Source organism: Microbacterium sp. NPDC087665, assembly GCF_044743285.1.
Taxonomy (GTDB): Bacteria; Actinomycetota; Actinomycetes; order Actinomycetales; family Microbacteriaceae; genus Microbacterium.
This window is the reverse complement of the sequence record NZ_JBIUWD010000004.1, coordinates 494,109-510,183: the sequence shown is the minus strand read 5'-3', so window position 1 is coordinate 510,183 and position 16,075 is coordinate 494,109. Positions and strand designations below refer to the sequence as shown.

The following is a 16,075-nucleotide window of genomic DNA, read 5'->3' as shown; positions in this document are numbered from 1 at the left end:
GCATACGAGAGCCGATCCTGGAGACAGGGTCGGCTCTTCGTCATCCGGCGGAAGGAACGGGTGCTGCCGCGCGTTGTCGTCAGTAGGATGAGTTACGTCCTCTCCTCGCCGCACTTCGGCGGCGTGGAGGATCGGCAGGCGCCGCGGCGCGGCGCGGATTGGATGAAAGCGATATGGCGACTTACACGCTCCCCGACCTCCCCTACGACTTCGCAGCCCTGGAGCCGCACATCAGCGGCAAGATCATGGAACTCCACCATGACAAGCACCACCAGGCCTACGTCACCGGCGCGAACACCGCGCTCGAGCAGCTCGCCGAGGCCCGCGACAGCGGAAACCTCGCCAATGTGAACAAGCTCGAGAAGGATCTCGCCTTCAACCTGGGCGGCCACGTCAACCACTCGATCTTCTGGACCAACCTGTCGCCCAACGGCGGCGGTCAGCCGGAAGGTGAGCTCAAGGCCGCCATCGACGAGTTCTTCGGTTCGTTCGAGAAGTTCCAGGCGCACTTCACCGCGGCAGCCACTGGCATCCAGGGCTCCGGCTGGGCCGTGCTCAGCTGGGACTCGATCGGCGAGCGCCTCATCATCCAGCAGCTGTTCGACCAGCAGTCGAACACGGCGCAGGGTACCGTTCCGGTGTTCCAGCTCGACATGTGGGAGCACGCCTTCTACCTCGACTACCTCAACGTGAAGGCCGACTACGTCAAGGCCGCATGGAACATCGCCAACTGGGAGAACGTCGCTCAGCGCTTCGACGTCGCCCGCGAGAAGACCGCTGGCCTGCTGGTACTGTCGTAAACAAGACGGGCGTCCTGACGGACGTATCGCCCGTCGGGACGCCGCTGTCCATGCTTCTCTAGAAGAAACCGCGCGCAAGCGCACGAGAAATCAGGAGACCTGAGTGTCTGTCAAGATCGGTATCAACGGCTTCGGCCGTATCGGACGCAACTACTTCCGCGCGGCTCTCGCGCAGGGAGCGGACATCGAAATCGTCGCGGTCAACGACCTCACCGACAACAAGACCCTGGCGCATCTGCTGAAGTACGACTCGATCACCGGCCGTCTGGATGCAGACGTCAGCTACGACGAGAACAGCATCACCGTCAACGGCAAGGAGATCAAGGCGTTCGCCGAGCGCGATCCCGCCAACCTTCCGTGGGGCGAGCTGGGCGTCGACATCGTCATCGAGTCGACCGGCTTCTTCACCAAGGCGGAACTCGCCAAGAAGCACCTCGACGCCGGTGCCAAGAAGGTCCTCATCTCGGCTCCTGCCACGGGTGACGACGCGACCATCGTCATGGGCGTGAACGAAGACACCTACAACCCGGCGACGGACCACATCATCTCGAACGCTTCGTGCACCACGAACTGCCTCGCGCCGCTCGCCAAGGTGTTCAACGACGCGTTCGGCATCGAGACGGGTCTGATGACCACGGTCCACGCCTACACCGCCGACCAGAACCTGCAGGACGGCCCGCACAGCGACCTCCGTCGTGCGCGTGCCGCCGCGATCAACATCGTTCCCACCTCTACCGGTGCGGCGAAGGCCATCGGCCTGGTCCTCCCGGAGCTGAAGGGCAAGCTCGACGGCTTCGCGCTGCGCGTTCCGGTTCCGACCGGTTCGATCACGGACCTCACCATCACGACCAAGACCCCGGTCACGGTCGACGAGGTCAAGGCCGCGTACAAGGCCGCAGCCGAGGGTCCCCTCAAGGGCATCCTGAAGTACACCGAAGACGAGATCGTCTCGAGCGACATCGTCACCGACCCGCACTCGTCGATCTTCGACGCCGGTCTGCTGCGCGTCATCGGCAACCAGGTCAAGCTCTCCAGCTGGTACGACAACGAGTGGGGCTACTCCAACCGTCTCGTCGACCTGACCGAGTACGTGGCAGAGCGTCTCTGAGCATCTCCTCATGACTCTGCGCACCCTGGAATCACTGGGTTCGCTCGAGGGCAAGCGCGTCATCGTCCGTTGTGATCTGAACGTCCCCCTGCGGGACGGGGTCATAACGGACGATGGCCGTGTACGCGCCTCGTTGCCTACCCTCAACGCACTCATCAATGCGGGCGCCCGCGTCATCGTGTGCTCGCATCTCGGTCGCCCCGATGGCGCACCCGACCCGCAGTACAGCCTCGCGCCCGTCGCCCAGCGACTCTCCGAGCTCCTCGGCAAGCCGGTCGCGTTCGCGCGCGACACGGTCGGTGAGTCCGCGAAGGATGCCGTGGAGTCGCTGGAGAACGGCGGCGTCGTCGTCGTCGAGAACCTGCGCTTCAACGCGGGGGAGACGTCGAAGGACGACGACACGCGCGGTGCTTTCGCTGCGCAGCTCGCCGAACTCGGCGACGTGCTCGTCTCCGACGGCTTCGGCGTGGTGCATCGCAAGCAGGCGAGCGTCTACGACCTCGCGCAGCTCATCCCGTCTGCTCCGGGTCTGCTGATCGCCGCCGAGCTCGAGGTGCTCGACAAGCTCACCGAGAACCCGGAGCGCCCGTACGCGGTCGTGCTCGGCGGTTCCAAGGTGAGCGACAAGCTCGGCGTGATCTCGCACCTGCTCCCGCGGGTCGACCGGATCCTCGTCGGCGGCGGCATGCTCTTCACGTTCCTCAAGGCGCAGGGCCACGCCGTGGCGTCCAGCCTGCTGGAAGAAGACCAGCTCGAGACCGTCCGCGGCTACATCGCCGAGGCGGAGAAACGCGGCGTGGAGCTCGTCCTTCCCACCGACGTCGTCGTGGCGGCATCGTTCTCGGCGGAAGCCGACCACGAGGTCGTCGCCGCAGATGCGATCGAGTCGACCGCGTTCGGCGCGGCCGGCATCGGCCTCGACATCGGCCCCGAGACGGCAGCTCGCTTCGCAGAGGTCATCCGCGGTTCGAAGACGGTGTTCTGGAACGGTCCGATGGGCGTGTTCGAGTTCCCGGCCTTCGCGAACGGCACGAAGGCCGTCGCGGAAGCACTCACCCAGGTCGAAGGTCTGAGCGTCGTGGGCGGTGGCGACTCCGCGGCCGCCGTGCGGCAGCTCGGATTCACCGATGAGCAGTTCGGTCACATCTCGACCGGCGGCGGTGCAAGCCTCGAGTTCCTCGAGGGAAAGAAACTACCCGGCCTGGAGGTGCTCGGATGGGTCTGAAGACTCGTACCCCGCTGATCGCGGGCAACTGGAAGATGAACCTCGACCACCTGCAGGCGGTCGCCTTCGTCCAGAAGCTGCATTGGACTCTGAAAGACGCGAAGCACGAAGACGGATCGGTCGAGGTCGCGGTGTTCCCGCCCTTCACCGACATCCGCAGCGTGCAGACGTTGATCGACGCAGACAAGATCCCGTTCGCCCTGGGTGCGCAGGACGTCTCGGCGCACGACTCGGGCGCTTACACCGGTGAGGTGTCGGGCGCATTCCTCGCGAAGCTCGATGCGAAGTACGTCATCATCGGCCACTCCGAGCGTCGTGAATACCACGCCGAGTCCGATGAGGTCGTCGCCTCGAAAGTGCAGGCCTCCCTCAAGCACGGCCTCGTGCCGGTCATCTGCGTCGGTGAGACGGCGGAAGATCTCGAGAAGTTCGGCGCGAGCGCAGTTCCCGTGGGACAGCTCGAGGTCGCGCTCCAGGGCGTCGCCGCGACGGCGGACATCGTCGTCGCCTACGAGCCCGTGTGGGCGATCGGGTCGGGCCAGGCCGCGACTCCGCAGCAGGCGCAGGATGTCTGCGCCACTCTGCGTGCGGTCGTCGCCAAGGTTCTCGGCGACGAGGCGGCAGCGCGCACGCGCATCCTCTACGGCGGTTCCGTGAAGTCCGGCAACATCGCGAGCTTCATGCGCGAGCCCGACGTCGACGGCGCTCTCGTCGGTGGCGCGAGCCTCGTGGTCGACGAGTTCGCAGCGATCATCCGCTTCGAGAAGCACGTCGGAGTGTGAGTGCGGCGGGGCTTCGGCCCCGCTGCACCGTATACTTGACCGTTACCGGGGTAGTCCTGCCCCAGCGAAAGGCTCTTCCTCGTGGCAATTCTCGAGTTCGTTCTGCAGGTCGTGCTGGGTATCACCAGCGTTCTGCTGACCCTCCTCATCCTCCTTCACAAGGGTCGCGGCGGCGGTCTCTCCGACATGTTCGGCGGAGGCATGTCCTCGGCGGTCGGTTCGTCCGGCCTCGCCGAGCGCAACCTCAACCGCTTCACCGTCGTCCTGGCGCTCGCGTGGTTCGTCGCGATCGTCGCGCTCGGTCTCATTACGAAATTCGAGGTGATCTGATGGCTACCGGTGGCAACGCTATTCGCGGAACCCGTGTCGGTTCCGGACCGATGGGGGAGCAGGACCACGGCTACCACGCGGACCGCATCGCGGTGTCGTACTGGGACGGCCTCGGCAATGAGACGGTGCGATACTTCGCGGCCGGTCTGCCGGAGGACGAGATCCCCGAGACCATCGACCACCCGCAGTCCGGCTTGCCGGCCGGGCGCGACCGGGATAACCCTCCCGCGCTCGCGAAGGCCGAGCCCTACAAGACGCACCTCGCGTACGTGAAGGAACGCCGTACCGACGAGGAGGCCGTTCAGCTTCTGGAGGACGCTCTCACGCAGCTCCGCGAACGTCGGGGTCAGTGATCTCCGACCGCTCGTGAAGAATGCCCCCGCGAACCATCGCGGGGGCATTCTCGTCCCTGCGGCCGCTTGACCTCGTGCGGCGGCGGCGGCCGATTCCGGTGTCTAGCGGCACCCGGCGGCTGCGTCGATGTAGCTCTGAGGCGGATACCCGTACGCCCAGACACCGTTCGCGTCGTCTGTGAAGCCCATGCTGATCGCCCAGGCGGTGGCCCATTTCTCGATGCTGTCCTGCGTCGATGAGTCGTACATGTTCTCGCATTTCACGCTGATCGCGTGGCCCACCTCGTGCGCGACGAGTGCTCGGCTGCGCTCCGCCGGCCACTGCTCGGCGACGGAGTTCGACAACTGGATGACGGCGCGATCCGGGTCGTTCCACCACCAGGTGGTGTAGCCGCCCATGCTGCCGTTGTACCCCGCGCCGCTGACGACCGGTGCCCAGTCGAACTCGAGGAGCACTCCGGGGGCGAGTGAACGGGCGAACGCTTCGACCTCGAGCCGCGCGTTCATCAGCGGACCGGACTTCTCCGCCAGCTCGGCATCCTGCGATACGACGACCTGCGCTGCCGCGGACTGGAGAGCCGCGAGCCGCTCGACGGCCGTATCGTCGATCGTCGTGACGGTGGCCGCGCCGGCTGCGGCGTCACGCAGCGCGATGACGTCGAGGTTCCTGGCCGAGATGTGCGCGGTCTCGAACGCGGGTGCCGCGGCCGCCGCGGCGGCGAGGACCGCCACCCCGGTTTCGGTCACGGTCGTCCGGGCGTCATCGATCTCGGGGGACTGCTGCTCCAGATCGGTCACGAACGCGTGCATGTCCTCCGTCTGGCCATCGAGTGCGTCCGCCGTTCCGAAGAGCTCCCAGAACCATCCGGGCTTCGACGAGACCGTGGGGATGTCGGTGGTGAGCAGCTCGTCGGCCGCCGCACTCGTTTCCTTCGCCTCGCCGATCGCCGCGGAGAACGCGTCGATCGGCGCCGATTCCATGAGAGCGCCGGTATTGCCGGCGATGATCTTCTCGGCTGCAGACGTGGTGATCGCGAGATCGGCGTTCTCCTCGTCGAGCGCGGACCGGGCATCCATCGCCTGGGCGCCGACGGCGACGTGCTCGGCGGCGGCGTCATCGAAGCGCAGGTTGGCGCCGATCTGCACGGCCGCGCACGCGGCGACGACGAGAACGCCGCCCAGGATGCCGAACACGAGGCCCCGCCGAGCCTTGCGGCGGGGATGCGGAACGACGGAGACGCCCGAGAAGTGCGCGGGCAGCTGATGCCGCCCGGGCAGGGGAGACCGCTGATCCTCGAATGGACTCGTCGTGCTCACGGCATCCCCTCCGTCGGCGCTCGGCGCGGACATGGGGATGAGTCTACGAGAAAGCGAAAGACCCCCAGTCTGCTGACTGGGGGTCTTCGGAGTGGAGGGGCTGACGGGAATCGAACCCGCATCATTAGTTTGGAAGACTAAGGCTTTACCACTAAGCTACAGCCCCGGATCCGAGCCTGAGAGATGCTCGGTTACCGACTCATCGATCATAGCGGACTGTGGGGCGTGCTCCTGTCCGTTAGACTCGTGGGGGCTGAATCTGCATGACGATTCCCCGGGGCGTAGCTCAGCTTGGTAGAGCGCCCGCTTTGGGAGCGGGAGGTCGCAGGTTCAACTCCTGTCGCCCCGACACGGCCTCCAGGCCTCACACGCGGTTCACCGCGGAAACCACAAGGAGAACACACGAGCATGGCGAACAGCACCGTCGAGAAGCTGACCCCGACCCGGGTCAAGCTCACCATCACGGTCACCCCGGACGACCTCAAGCCCAGCATCGCTCACGCCTATGAGCACATTGCACAGGACGTTCAGATCCCCGGCTTCCGCAAGGGCAAGGTGCCCGCACCGATCATCGACCAGCGCGTCGGTCGCGGCGCGGTCATCGAGCACGCGGTCAACGAAGGTCTCGACAAGTTCTTCCGCGACGCGACCGCCGAGCACAAGCTGCGCGTCGTCGGCCGTCCCGCCGCCGACATCACGCAGTGGCCGAGCGAGAAGGACTTCTCCGGCGACCTGCTCGTCGACGTCGAGGTCGATGTGCGCCCCGACATCGAACTGCCCGCCTACGACGGCATCACCGTGACCGTCGACGCGGTCGAGACTGACGAGGCTGCGCTCGACGCCGAGCTCGAGAACATGCGCGCCCGCTTCGGCACGCTCGTGCCGGTCGACCGTCCCGCTGCCAAGGGCGACTTCGTCGAGCTCGATCTCGTCGCCACGATCGATGGCGCAGAGATCGACCGCGCCGAGGGCGTCTCCTACGAGGTCGGCTCGGGCGAGCTGCTCGAGGGCATCGACGACGCGATCGAATCGCTCACCGCCGGTGAGGACACGACGTTCCGCTCCGCTCTCGTGGGCGGCGACCACGCCGGCTCTGAGGCCGAGGTGGCCGTGACCGTCAAGGCCGTCAAGGAGCGCGAGCTTCCCGAGGCCGACGACGACTTCGCGCAGATCGCCAGCGAGTTCGACACGATCGCCGAGCTGCGCGCCAGCCTCGCCGAGCGCGTCGCCCAGCAGGGCGTGTTCGCCCAGGGCTCCGCGGCTCGCGACAAGCTCGTCGAGACGCTGCTCGAGCAGATCGAGATCCCGGTGCCGCCGAAGCTCATCGAAGACGAGGTACACAACCACCTCGAGGGCGAGAACCGTCTCGAAGACGACGTTCACCGCGCCGAGGTCACCGAGGCGAGCGAGAAGCAGTTCCGCACGCAGGTTCTGCTCGACACGATCGCCGAAGAGGCCGATGTGCAGGTTTCGCAGGAGGAGCTCAGCCAGTACCTCGTGCAGTCGGCTTCGCAGTACGGCATGGCGCCGCAGGAGTTCGTCGAGGCTCTGCAGTCGTCGAACCAGCTGCCCGCGCTCGTCGGCGAGGTCGCCCGCAACAAGGCCCTCGCGATCGCTCTCGGCAAGGTCAAGGTCGTCGACACCAACGGCAAGACCGTCGATCTGTCCGACTTCATCGTGACCGATGACGAGGCCGACGCCGCCGAGTCGGAGGAGAAGCCCGCGAAGAAGGCTCCCGCGAAGAAGCCGGCCGCCAAGAAGGCTCCGGCCAAGAAGGCCGACGCTGCGGACGCCGACGAGAAGCCCGCCGCGAAGAAGCCCGCCGCCAAGAAGGCTCCGGCCAAGAAGGCGGCCGACAAGGCCGAGTGATCGACCGATCACGATGAAAGGGGCGGATGCTGCGGCATCCGCCCCTTTTCGTCACCGGAAGGAAAAAGATGGAGAGCTGGAACGAGCGTGTCGCCGCCGTGTGGGACGACGACGCAGTGAGTGATGCCGAGCGCATCGACCGGATCGACGCGCTGGCCCGGGAACGCGCCGACGGCGACGCCCGGGCGTTGTTCGAGCGCGCAGGGGCGCGGGATTCCGCAGGCGTGGAGGTCGAGGCAGAAGCTCTGTACCGCCGCGCCCTCGACGCCGGACTCGACGACGAGCACCGGCCCCAGGCCGTGATCCAGCTCGCCAGCACGCTGCGCAACCTCGGCAAGGTCGACGAGTCCCTGGAGCTGCTGCGGGCCGAGCGCGAGCGTGGTGGGCCCCTCGCAGACGCCGCGTCTGCGTTCTACGCATTGACGCTCGTGACGCTCGGGAAGAGCCGAGAGGCCGCCGCCATCGCACTCGAGGCGCTGGCGCCGCATCTTCCGCGCTACACGCGCTCCGTCACCGCCTACGCACGTGAGCTGGTCGATCCGCCACGTTGATATGCCGACGGCGAACACGGCCTGAGCGCCGTGCCGTCGCCGGTAGATTCGAAGCACGAACACGGAAACAGGAGCTGAAATGGCTGCAGAACCCCTTGTCGCGACAAGCGTCTTCGACAGGCTGCTGAAGGATCGCATCATCTGGCTTGGTTCAGAGGTACGTGACCAGAACGCCAATGAGATCTGCGCGAAGATTCTTCTTCTCGCGGCAGAAGACTCAGAGAAAGACATCTACCTCTACATCAACTCGCCCGGTGGCTCCATCACCGCGGGTATGGCGATCTACGACACGATGCAGTTCGTCCCGAACGACATCGTCACCGTCGGGATCGGAATGGCGGCCTCGATGGGTCAGCTGCTGCTCACCAGCGGCACCAAGGGCAAGCGCTATATCACCCCGAACGCGCGTGTGCTGCTGCACCAGCCGCACGGTGGCTTCGGCGGCACGTCGAGCGACATCCAGACCCAGGCGCAGCTCATCCTCTCGATGAAGAAGCGCCTCGCCGAGATCACGGCCGGGCAGACCGGCAAGTCGGTCGAGCAGATCAACGCCGACGGCGATCGCGACCGCTGGTTCACCGCGGAAGAGGCGCTCGAGTACGGCTTCGTCGACCACATCCGCGAGCACGCCAGCGACGTGACCGGCGGCGGCGGCACTGCGGACGCCGCAGAATAACGGATTCGAAAGGACTCACATGTACACCCCTACTTTCCAATCCGCTGGCAACCTGCCGTCCAGCCGCTACGTGCTCCCGCAGTTCGAGGAGCGCACGGCCTATGGATTCAAGCGCTCCGACCCGTACAACAAGCTGTTCGAAGATCGAGTGATCTTCCTCGGCGTGCAGGTCGACGACGCATCCGCCGATGACGTCATGGCCCAGCTCCTCGTTCTCGAGAGCCAGGACGCCGAGCGCGACATCACGATGTACATCAACTCGCCCGGTGGCTCGTTCACCGCGATGACGGCCATCTACGACACGATGCAGTACGTCGCGCCGCAGATCCAGACGGTCGTCCTCGGGCAGGCGGCTTCGGCCGCATCCGTACTGCTCGCGGCCGGCGCGCCCGGCAAGCGTCTCGCGCTGCCGAATGCCCGCGTTCTCATCCACCAGCCCGCGATGGGCGAGGCGGGTCAGGGTCAGGCCTCGGACATCGAGATCCAGGCGGCGGAGATCCTCCGGATGCGCACCTGGCTCGAAGAGACGATGGCGAAGCACACCGGCAAGCCGGTCGAGCAGATCAACCGTGACATCGATCGCGACAACATCCTCTCCGCCGCTCAGGCGCTGGACTACGGAATCGTCGATCAGGTTCTCACGACGCGCAAGCGCGTCTGAGGTCTTTTTCTCGAAGGGGCGATGGTCATCTCGACCATCGCCCCTTCGGCGTATCCGGCAGATGTGCGGCGAACGCGACAGGTCTGCTCATATGAGCATGACGATGCGCTTACGCTGGAACAGTCGTAGGCTGGGTGCGGAAGGAGGATGCCGTGGAAGACGAACTGCTGATGGTGCGCGTCGCTGAGCTGTATTACGACGAGGACAAGACGCAAGACGAGATCGGCGGACTCCTCAAGATCTCTCGGTGGAAGGTCGGGCGTCTGCTCACGCAGGCTCGCGAGCGCGGCATCGTTCGCATCGAGATCATCCACCCCCGCGCGAGGCGGCTGGGCCTGGAACGCGAGATCGTCGAGCGGTTCGGTCTCGCGGATGCCGTGGTCGTCCCCGCCCCCGACGGCGATGACGGGACGCTCGAACGCGTCGCGCAGGCGGCAGCCGACTTCCTGACGGCGATGCGCCCCGTTCCCCGCACGCTCGGTGTGAGCTGGGGCCGCACGCTCCGCGCGGTCGCCGAAGCGCTGCCCGACGGATGGGCGAGCGGTGTCACCGTCGTTCAGCTCAACGGGGGAGTCAGCCTCAACCGTCGATCCGGCGGTGCGGCCGGTCTGGCGGTCACGATCGCCCAGCGCGCGTCCGGCCATGTCTCGCTCCTGCCGAGTCCCGCGATTTTGGAGCGGGTCGAGACCAAACAGGCCATCGAAGCCGATCGCACGGTCGCCGCCATCCTCGAGGAAGCCGCCCAGGCGCAGGCATTCCTGTTCACGGCCGGCCCCTGCGACGCGTCGTCCGCCCACGTGGAGAACGGCTACCTCAGCGCTTCCGACGTCGAGGAGCTCGCCCGGCGCGGGGCCGTCGGCGACGTTCTCGGACGCTACGTCGACGCCGAGGGCAACATCGTCGACTCGCAGCTCGACGCTCGGACGGTCGGCGTGAGCCTCGACCGACTCCGCGGGGCCAAGAAGGCGATCTTCGTGACCGCCGGCCCCGCCAAACACGACATCGCCCGCACCGTGGTCACGAGTGGCCTGTGCGGGGTTCTGGTTACCGATGAGACCACAGCACGAGCATTGTTGGAGGAACAATGACGACCAATGAACTGACCCGCAGGACGGCGGTGGACGTCCTCGGCGGAGACCCCGACGATGCCACGCTCCGTCGTTTTCTGCACGGCCTTCCCGGCGTCGACGCCGTGGGCCTGGAGCAGCGCGCTGCCGGACTCGGCACGCGCTCGATCAAGACCACTTCGAAGGCGTGGGCGCTCGACAAGATCATCGAGCTGATCGACCTCACCACGCTCGAGGGCGCCGACACCCCCGGCAAGGTGCGCTCGCTCGTCGCGAAGGCGAAGAACCCGGATGCCGCTGACCCGACGTGTCCGAAGGTCGCCGCGGTCTGCGTCTACGGCGACATGGTCGGCGACGCGGTCGCCGCGCTCGGCGCTCTGCACGGAGACCCGGACGACGGGCTCATCTCGGTCGCCGCCGTTGCCACCGCATTCCCGAGCGGTCGATCGTCGCTCGAGATCAAGCTCGCCGACACGGCGGAGGCGGTCGCCGCCGGTGCCGATGAGATCGACATGGTGATCGACCGAGGAGCATTCCTCTCCGGCAGGTACGGACTCGTTTTCGACCAGATCGCCCGGGTGAAGGAAGCCTGCCGACGAGAAGACGGCAGCTACGCCTCGCTCAAGGTGATCCTCGAGACCGGCGAGCTCAACACCTACGACAACATCAAGCGGGCCTCCTGGCTCGGCATCCTGGCGGGTGGCGACTTCATCAAGACGTCCACGGGCAAGGTTCAGCCGGCAGCGACGCTCCCGACGACGCTGCTCATGCTCGAGACCGTTCGCGACTGGCACCAGGCCACGGGCGAGAAGATCGGCGTCAAGCCGGCCGGTGGCATCCGCTCCTCGAAAGACGCGATCAAGTATCTCGTCACCGTCGCAGAGACCGTGGGGGAGGAATGGCTTCAGCCGCACCTGTTCCGCTTCGGCGCATCGAGCCTTCTCAACGACGTGCTGCTGCAGCGTCAGAAGCTCACCACCGGCCACTACTCCGGCCCCGACTACGTCACGATCGACTGACTGGGATACGAACATGTCATTTCTGGAATACGCTCCCGCGCCGGAATCCACGGCGCTCCTGAACCTCAAGGACAGCTACGGCCTGTTCATCGACGGCGAGTTCGTCGACGGCTCCGGCTCATCCTTCACGACCATCTCCCCGGCCACCGAGTCGCGCATCGCCGAGATCGCCTCGGCCAGCGATGACGACGTCGACCGCGCTGTCGCCGCGGCTCGTCGCGCCTACGACAAGACCTGGTCGAAGATGAGCGGCCGCGACCGCGGCAAGTACCTGTTCCGCATCGCCCGCCTCGTTCAGGAACGCGCTCGCGAGCTGGCTGTGGCCGAGAGCCTCGACAACGGCAAGCCGATCAAGGAGTCCCGGGACGTCGACGTGCCTCTCGTCGCCGCCTGGTTCTTCTACTACGCGGGATGGGCGGACAAGCTCGATCACGCCGGTCTCGGTGCGAACCCCCGTGCGCTCGGAGTCGCCGGTCAGGTGATCCCGTGGAACTTCCCCCTGCTGATGCTCGCCTGGAAGGTCGCTCCGGCTCTGGCCGCCGGCAACACGGTCGTCCTGAAGCCCGCAGAGACCACGCCCCTCACGGCGCTGATCTTCGCCGAGATCCTGCAGCAGGCCGACCTCCCCGCCGGTGTCGTGAACATCGTCACCGGAGCCGGCGCGACGGGCGCGGCGCTGGTGCGTCACCCCGACGTCGACAAGGTCGCCTTCACCGGATCGACCGGAGTCGGCCGAGACATCGCTCGCGCCGTCGCCGGCACCAACAAGAAGCTCACCCTCGAGCTCGGTGGCAAGGCCGCGAACATCGTGTTCGATGACGCCCCCATCGACCAGGCTGTCGAAGGCATCGTCAACGGCATCTTCTTCAACCAGGGCCATGTCTGCTGCGCAGGCAGCCGTCTGCTCGTGCAGGAGTCCATCCACGACGAGGTCATCGACCGGCTCAAGACCCGCCTGTCGACCCTGCGTCTGGGTGACCCGCTCGACAAGAACACCGACATCGGTGCGATCAACTCCGCGGCCCAGCTCGCTCGCATCCGCGAGCTCAGCGACATCGGCGAGGCCGAGGGTGCCGAGCGCTGGACCGCAGACTGCGCGATTCCGGAGAAGGGCTTCTGGTTCGCCCCGACGATCTTCACCGGGGTCGAGGCTTCCCACCGCATCGCCCGCGACGAGGTGTTCGGCCCGGTGCTCTCGGTGCTCACCTTCCGCACGCCCGCCGAGGCCATCGCCAAGGCCAACAACACGCCCTACGGGCTGTCGGCCGGCATCTGGTCCGACAAGGGATCCCGGATCCTCGCCGTGGCCGACCGGCTGCGCGCCGGAGTGATCTGGGCGAACACGTTCAATCGATTCGACCCGTCGAGCCCGTTCGGCGGATACAAGGAGTCCGGATACGGCCGCGAGGGCGGCCGTCAGGGTCTCACCGCATACCTGAAGGGGGCGTCCGCATGAGCAAGCGACTGACCGTACCGAAGACGTACAAGCTCGCCATCGGCGGCGCATTCCCGCGGAGCGAGTCCGGCCGCACGTACGAGGTCGTCTCGAAGAAGGGCGTCTTCCTGGCCAACGCCGCGAAGGGATCCCGCAAGGACGCGCGGGATGCCGTCGTCGCCGCACGCGCCGCCGTCAAGGGCTGGTCGGGTGCGACCGCGTACAACCGCGGCCAGGTGCTCTACCGCGTGGCCGAGGTGCTCGAGGGGCGTCGCGCGCAGTTCATCGACGAGATCGTCGCGCAGGAGGGCGTCTCGGCCTCGGCTGCGGCCGCCCAGGTCGAAGACGCGATCGACCTCTGGGTCTGGTACGCCGGCTGGTGCGACAAATACGCGCAGATCGCAGGCAACGCGAACCCGGTCGCGGGACCGTACTTCAACATCACCGTGCCGGAGCCGACGGGCGTGGTCGCGATCATCGCACCGCAGGATTCCGCGTTGATCGGCCTGGTGTCGGTCGTCGCTCCGGCGCTCGTCGCCGGCAACACGGTCGTGGTCGTGGCCAGCGAACGGCATCCGCTCTCGGCCATAAGTCTCGCCGAGGTGCTCGCGACGAGCGATGTCCCCGGGGGCGTCGTCAACGTGATCACGGGATCCCCGGCCGAGATCGCGCCGTGGCTCGCCTCGCACCAGGACGTCAACGCCCTCGACCTCGCGGGAGCGGGCGATCTCGATTGGGTCGACCTGCAGATCGCCGCGGCCGAGACGCTGACGCGGGTGCTCACGCCGGGCGACGTCGTGGCCTCACCGGAGCGGATCGCCGCCTTCACCGAGGTGAAGACCGTGTGGCACACGAAGAGCATGGTCTGATCCGAACCGATCGGATCTGATCGGACCTGACAGAGGGGCCGGTTCGCAGCATCCTGCGAACCGGCCCCTCTGTCACACGGCGCGGACTCGCGGACGGCGAGTCCGCGCCAATGCGTCCCGGTGTCCGATGCAGAGGTTAGGCTCGGAACACGATCTCTGGATCCCCACTAGGAGGACGCGCATGGCCCGTATCGGTGAAAGCGCTGACCTGTTCAAGTGCTCGTTCTGCGGAAAGAGCCAGAAGCAGGTGCAGCAGCTCATCGCTGGCCCCGGTGTGTACATCTGCGACGAGTGCGTCGAGCTGTGCAACGAGATCATCGAGGAGCGGATGGCGGAGTCCTCCGCCGAGGGCGTGTCCGATTTCGATCTGCCCAAGCCGCGCGAGATCTTCGCGTTCCTCGAGGAGTACGTCGTGGGCCAGGAGCCCGCCAAGAAGGCTCTCGCGGTCGCCGTCTACAACCACTACAAGCGCACCCGCGCGCACTCCACGCTGCAGCCGGCCGAGCAGAAGGCCGACGAGGTCGAGATCGCAAAGAGCAACATCATGCTCATCGGCCCGACGGGTTGCGGTAAGACGTACCTCGCCCAGACGCTGGCGAAGCGTCTCAACGTGCCGTTCGCCGTCGCCGACGCCACGGCGTTGACCGAAGCCGGCTACGTCGGCGAAGACGTCGAGAACATCCTCCTCAAGCTCATTCAGGCAGCCGACTACGACGTCAAGCGCGCCGAACAGGGAATCATCTACATCGACGAGATCGACAAGGTCGCTCGCAAGGCCGAGAACCCGTCGATCACCCGCGATGTCTCGGGAGAAGGCGTGCAGCAGGCGCTGCTCAAGATCCTCGAGGGGACGGTGGCGTCGGTTCCGCCGCAGGGCGGGCGCAAGCATCCGCACCAGGAATTCCTGCAGATCGACACGACGAACGTGCTGTTCATCGTCGCCGGCGCATTCGCCGGACTCGAGGACATCGTCTCGGCGCGCGTCGGCAAGCACGGCATCGGCTTCGGCGCCCCGCTGCACGACAAGAACAAAGACCTCGACCTCTTCAGCGAGGTGCTGCCGGAAGACCTGCACAAGTTCGGTCTGATCCCCGAGTTCATCGGGCGCCTGCCGGTCATCGCGTCCGTGTCGCCGCTCGACCAGGATGCCCTGATCGACATCCTCACCGGCCCGCGCAACGCCCTGGTCAAGCAGTACCAGCGCATGTTCGAGCTCGACGGCGTGCAGCTCGAGTTCGAAGAGGAAGCCCTCCGGTCGATCGCCGACCTCGCGGTCGGCCGCAAGACGGGCGCTCGCGGTCTCCGCGCGATCCTCGAAGACGTGCTCGGGCCGATCATGTTCGAGATCCCGTCGGCAGAAGACGTCGCCAAGGTCATCGTCACCCGGGCAGCCGTCGACGACGGCGCCCCGCCCACGATCGTCATGGAGCGCAAGCGCAAGAGCGCATGACCTCCGTCGGTGCGCCGGCGCCCGGGCCTTGGCGCACGACCGCGAGCGAGATGCTCGTCGCTGATCGATGGATCAGACTGCGATCAGACGACTGCGTCGACAGTCAGGGGCGAACGATCGCGCCGTTCTACGTCTTGGAGTACGGCGACTGGGTCTCGGTGCTGGCGGTCGATGCGTCGGGCGACGCGATCCTCGTCGAGGAGTACCGCCACGGGGCCGGCATCGTCGCACTCGGCACGATCGGGGGCGGCGCCGACGCCGGAGAGCGTCCCGTGGATGCCGCCGTTCGCGAACTCCGCGAAGAGACGGGCTACGAGGCCGCCGAGATGATCGCCCTCGGGGCGACCTGGGCGAACTTCGGTACGCACACGAACAGGGTCCACCACTTTCTCGCACGAGACTGCGTGCAGGTCGCCGAGCAGTCCCTCGACGACACGGAGTCGATCGCGGTGCGCGCCGTGCCGTTCGACAGCGCCGCAGGGCTTCTGGCGCAGAGCTACCACCAGTTGACCTGGTTCAAGGCGCAGGCAGCCCTTCGCGATCGCGCAGCGGTCGGCTGACGA

Annotated in this window: 17 protein-coding genes and 2 tRNA genes; 17 read left to right on the top strand and 2 right to left on the bottom strand. The window is 66.6% G+C overall.

Annotation, left to right across the window (positions count from 1 at the left end; genetic code table 11):
- The first annotated feature begins 173 nt into the window (after nucleotides 1-173).
- The 6 genes from ACIOSY_RS12350 to ACIOSY_RS12325 all read left to right on the top strand — a co-directional run bounded on the left by ACIOSY_RS12350 (nucleotide 174) and on the right by ACIOSY_RS12325 (nucleotide 4,598).
- Entirely contained in the window at nucleotides 174-800 is a 627-nt protein-coding gene (locus tag ACIOSY_RS12350; RefSeq protein ID WP_400853590.1) for a superoxide dismutase, read from the top strand.
- Nucleotides 801-903: 103 nt separating this feature from the next.
- A complete protein-coding gene (gene gap, locus ACIOSY_RS12345; RefSeq protein WP_400853588.1) occupies nucleotides 904-1,908 on the top strand; it encodes a type I glyceraldehyde-3-phosphate dehydrogenase in 1,005 nt (334 codons plus the stop codon).
- 10 nt (nucleotides 1,909-1,918) lie between these two features.
- Nucleotides 1,919-3,133, top strand: a complete 1,215-nt coding sequence (locus ACIOSY_RS12340; protein ID WP_400853586.1) for a phosphoglycerate kinase — start codon at nucleotides 1,919-1,921, stop codon at nucleotides 3,131-3,133.
- Entirely contained in the window at nucleotides 3,124-3,915 is a 792-nt protein-coding gene (gene tpiA, locus ACIOSY_RS12335; RefSeq protein WP_400853584.1) for a triose-phosphate isomerase, read from the top strand. The genes ACIOSY_RS12340 and tpiA overlap by 10 nt, the downstream gene beginning before the upstream one ends.
- Before the next feature lie 81 nt (nucleotides 3,916-3,996).
- The gene (gene secG, locus ACIOSY_RS12330) at nucleotides 3,997-4,245 is read left to right on the top strand and encodes a preprotein translocase subunit SecG (RefSeq protein WP_247622132.1); all 249 of its coding nucleotides are present in this window, start codon (nucleotides 3,997-3,999) and stop codon (nucleotides 4,243-4,245) included.
- On the top strand, nucleotides 4,245-4,598 hold the full coding sequence (locus ACIOSY_RS12325) for an RNA polymerase-binding protein RbpA (RefSeq protein ID WP_400853581.1): 354 nt from the start codon (nucleotides 4,245-4,247) through the stop codon (nucleotides 4,596-4,598). The genes secG and ACIOSY_RS12325 overlap by 1 nt, the downstream gene beginning before the upstream one ends.
- A 102-nt stretch (nucleotides 4,599-4,700) precedes the next feature.
- Here the strand turns inward: ACIOSY_RS12325 and ACIOSY_RS12320 are convergent, their stop codons facing one another.
- Nucleotides 4,701-5,948 carry a hypothetical protein gene (locus ACIOSY_RS12320; protein ID WP_400853579.1) on the bottom strand — a complete coding sequence of 416 codons (1,248 nt, stop codon included), beginning with the start codon at nucleotides 5,946-5,948 and terminating at the stop codon, nucleotides 4,701-4,703.
- Nucleotides 5,949-6,007: 59 nt separating this feature from the next.
- A tRNA-Gly gene (locus ACIOSY_RS12315) sits at nucleotides 6,008-6,081 on the bottom strand.
- Nucleotides 6,082-6,190: 109 nt separating this feature from the next.
- Here ACIOSY_RS12315 and ACIOSY_RS12310 point away from each other — a divergent pair.
- The 11 genes from ACIOSY_RS12310 to ACIOSY_RS12260 all read left to right on the top strand — a co-directional run bounded on the left by ACIOSY_RS12310 (nucleotide 6,191) and on the right by ACIOSY_RS12260 (nucleotide 16,072).
- Nucleotides 6,191-6,264, top strand: a tRNA-Pro gene (locus ACIOSY_RS12310).
- A 59-nt stretch (nucleotides 6,265-6,323) separates the two neighbouring features.
- Nucleotides 6,324-7,784: a trigger factor gene (gene tig / locus ACIOSY_RS12305; RefSeq protein ID WP_400853577.1), complete on the top strand. Its 1,461-nt coding sequence runs from the start codon at nucleotides 6,324-6,326 to the stop codon at nucleotides 7,782-7,784.
- Nucleotides 7,785-7,852: 68 nt separating this feature from the next.
- Nucleotides 7,853-8,335 (top strand): tetratricopeptide repeat protein, encoded by a 483-nt coding sequence (locus ACIOSY_RS12300; protein ID WP_400853575.1) that lies wholly within the window; start codon nucleotides 7,853-7,855, stop codon nucleotides 8,333-8,335.
- Between the two features lie 79 nt (nucleotides 8,336-8,414).
- Nucleotides 8,415-9,011, top strand: a complete 597-nt coding sequence (locus tag ACIOSY_RS12295; RefSeq protein ID WP_400853573.1) for an ATP-dependent Clp protease proteolytic subunit — start codon at nucleotides 8,415-8,417, stop codon at nucleotides 9,009-9,011.
- Between the two features lie 19 nt (nucleotides 9,012-9,030).
- A complete protein-coding gene (locus tag ACIOSY_RS12290; protein ID WP_400853571.1) occupies nucleotides 9,031-9,672 on the top strand; it encodes an ATP-dependent Clp protease proteolytic subunit in 642 nt (213 codons plus the stop codon).
- Nucleotides 9,673-9,824: 152 nt separating this feature from the next.
- Nucleotides 9,825-10,760 (top strand): sugar-binding transcriptional regulator, encoded by a 936-nt coding sequence (locus ACIOSY_RS12285; RefSeq protein ID WP_400853569.1) that lies wholly within the window; start codon nucleotides 9,825-9,827, stop codon nucleotides 10,758-10,760.
- Complete coding sequence (gene deoC / locus ACIOSY_RS12280) at nucleotides 10,757-11,758, top strand: deoxyribose-phosphate aldolase (RefSeq protein ID WP_400853567.1); 1,002 nt, start codon at nucleotides 10,757-10,759, stop codon at nucleotides 11,756-11,758. The genes ACIOSY_RS12285 and deoC overlap by 4 nt, the downstream gene beginning before the upstream one ends.
- 13 nt (nucleotides 11,759-11,771) lie before the next feature.
- Complete coding sequence (locus tag ACIOSY_RS12275; RefSeq protein WP_400853565.1) at nucleotides 11,772-13,214, top strand: aldehyde dehydrogenase family protein; 1,443 nt, start codon at nucleotides 11,772-11,774, stop codon at nucleotides 13,212-13,214.
- The gene (locus ACIOSY_RS12270) at nucleotides 13,211-14,062 is read left to right on the top strand and encodes an aldehyde dehydrogenase family protein (protein WP_400853563.1); all 852 of its coding nucleotides are present in this window, start codon (nucleotides 13,211-13,213) and stop codon (nucleotides 14,060-14,062) included. The genes ACIOSY_RS12275 and ACIOSY_RS12270 overlap by 4 nt, the downstream gene beginning before the upstream one ends.
- A gap of 181 nt (nucleotides 14,063-14,243) precedes the next feature.
- On the top strand, nucleotides 14,244-15,512 hold the full coding sequence (gene clpX, locus ACIOSY_RS12265) for an ATP-dependent Clp protease ATP-binding subunit ClpX (RefSeq protein ID WP_400853561.1): 1,269 nt from the start codon (nucleotides 14,244-14,246) through the stop codon (nucleotides 15,510-15,512).
- Nucleotides 15,509-16,072: an NUDIX hydrolase gene (locus ACIOSY_RS12260; protein ID WP_400853559.1), complete on the top strand. Its 564-nt coding sequence runs from the start codon at nucleotides 15,509-15,511 to the stop codon at nucleotides 16,070-16,072. The genes clpX and ACIOSY_RS12260 overlap by 4 nt, the downstream gene beginning before the upstream one ends.
- Nucleotides 16,073-16,075: the final 3 nt, after the last annotated feature.

Coding starts and splice junctions, on each gene's coding strand:
- ACIOSY_RS12290 (WP_400853571.1), top strand. CDS start 9,031: ATGTACACCCCTACTTTCCAATCCGCTGGCAACCTGCCGTCCAGCCGC.
- deoC (WP_400853567.1), top strand. CDS start 10,757: ATGACGACCAATGAACTGACCCGCAGGACGGCGGTGGACGTCCTCGGC.
- ACIOSY_RS12320 (WP_400853579.1), bottom strand. CDS start 5,948: ATGTCCGCGCCGAGCGCCGACGGAGGGGATGCCGTGAGCACGACGAGT.
- ACIOSY_RS12325 (WP_400853581.1), top strand. CDS start 4,245: ATGGCTACCGGTGGCAACGCTATTCGCGGAACCCGTGTCGGTTCCGGA.
- tpiA (WP_400853584.1), top strand. CDS start 3,124: ATGGGTCTGAAGACTCGTACCCCGCTGATCGCGGGCAACTGGAAGATG.
- ACIOSY_RS12260 (WP_400853559.1), top strand. CDS start 15,509: ATGACCTCCGTCGGTGCGCCGGCGCCCGGGCCTTGGCGCACGACCGCG.
- ACIOSY_RS12270 (WP_400853563.1), top strand. CDS start 13,211: ATGAGCAAGCGACTGACCGTACCGAAGACGTACAAGCTCGCCATCGGC.
- ACIOSY_RS12300 (WP_400853575.1), top strand. CDS start 7,853: ATGGAGAGCTGGAACGAGCGTGTCGCCGCCGTGTGGGACGACGACGCA.
- clpX (WP_400853561.1), top strand. CDS start 14,244: ATGGCCCGTATCGGTGAAAGCGCTGACCTGTTCAAGTGCTCGTTCTGC.
- ACIOSY_RS12340 (WP_400853586.1), top strand. CDS start 1,919: ATGACTCTGCGCACCCTGGAATCACTGGGTTCGCTCGAGGGCAAGCGC.
- ACIOSY_RS12295 (WP_400853573.1), top strand. CDS start 8,415: ATGGCTGCAGAACCCCTTGTCGCGACAAGCGTCTTCGACAGGCTGCTG.
- ACIOSY_RS12275 (WP_400853565.1), top strand. CDS start 11,772: ATGTCATTTCTGGAATACGCTCCCGCGCCGGAATCCACGGCGCTCCTG.
- ACIOSY_RS12350 (WP_400853590.1), top strand. CDS start 174: ATGGCGACTTACACGCTCCCCGACCTCCCCTACGACTTCGCAGCCCTG.
- tig (WP_400853577.1), top strand. CDS start 6,324: ATGGCGAACAGCACCGTCGAGAAGCTGACCCCGACCCGGGTCAAGCTC.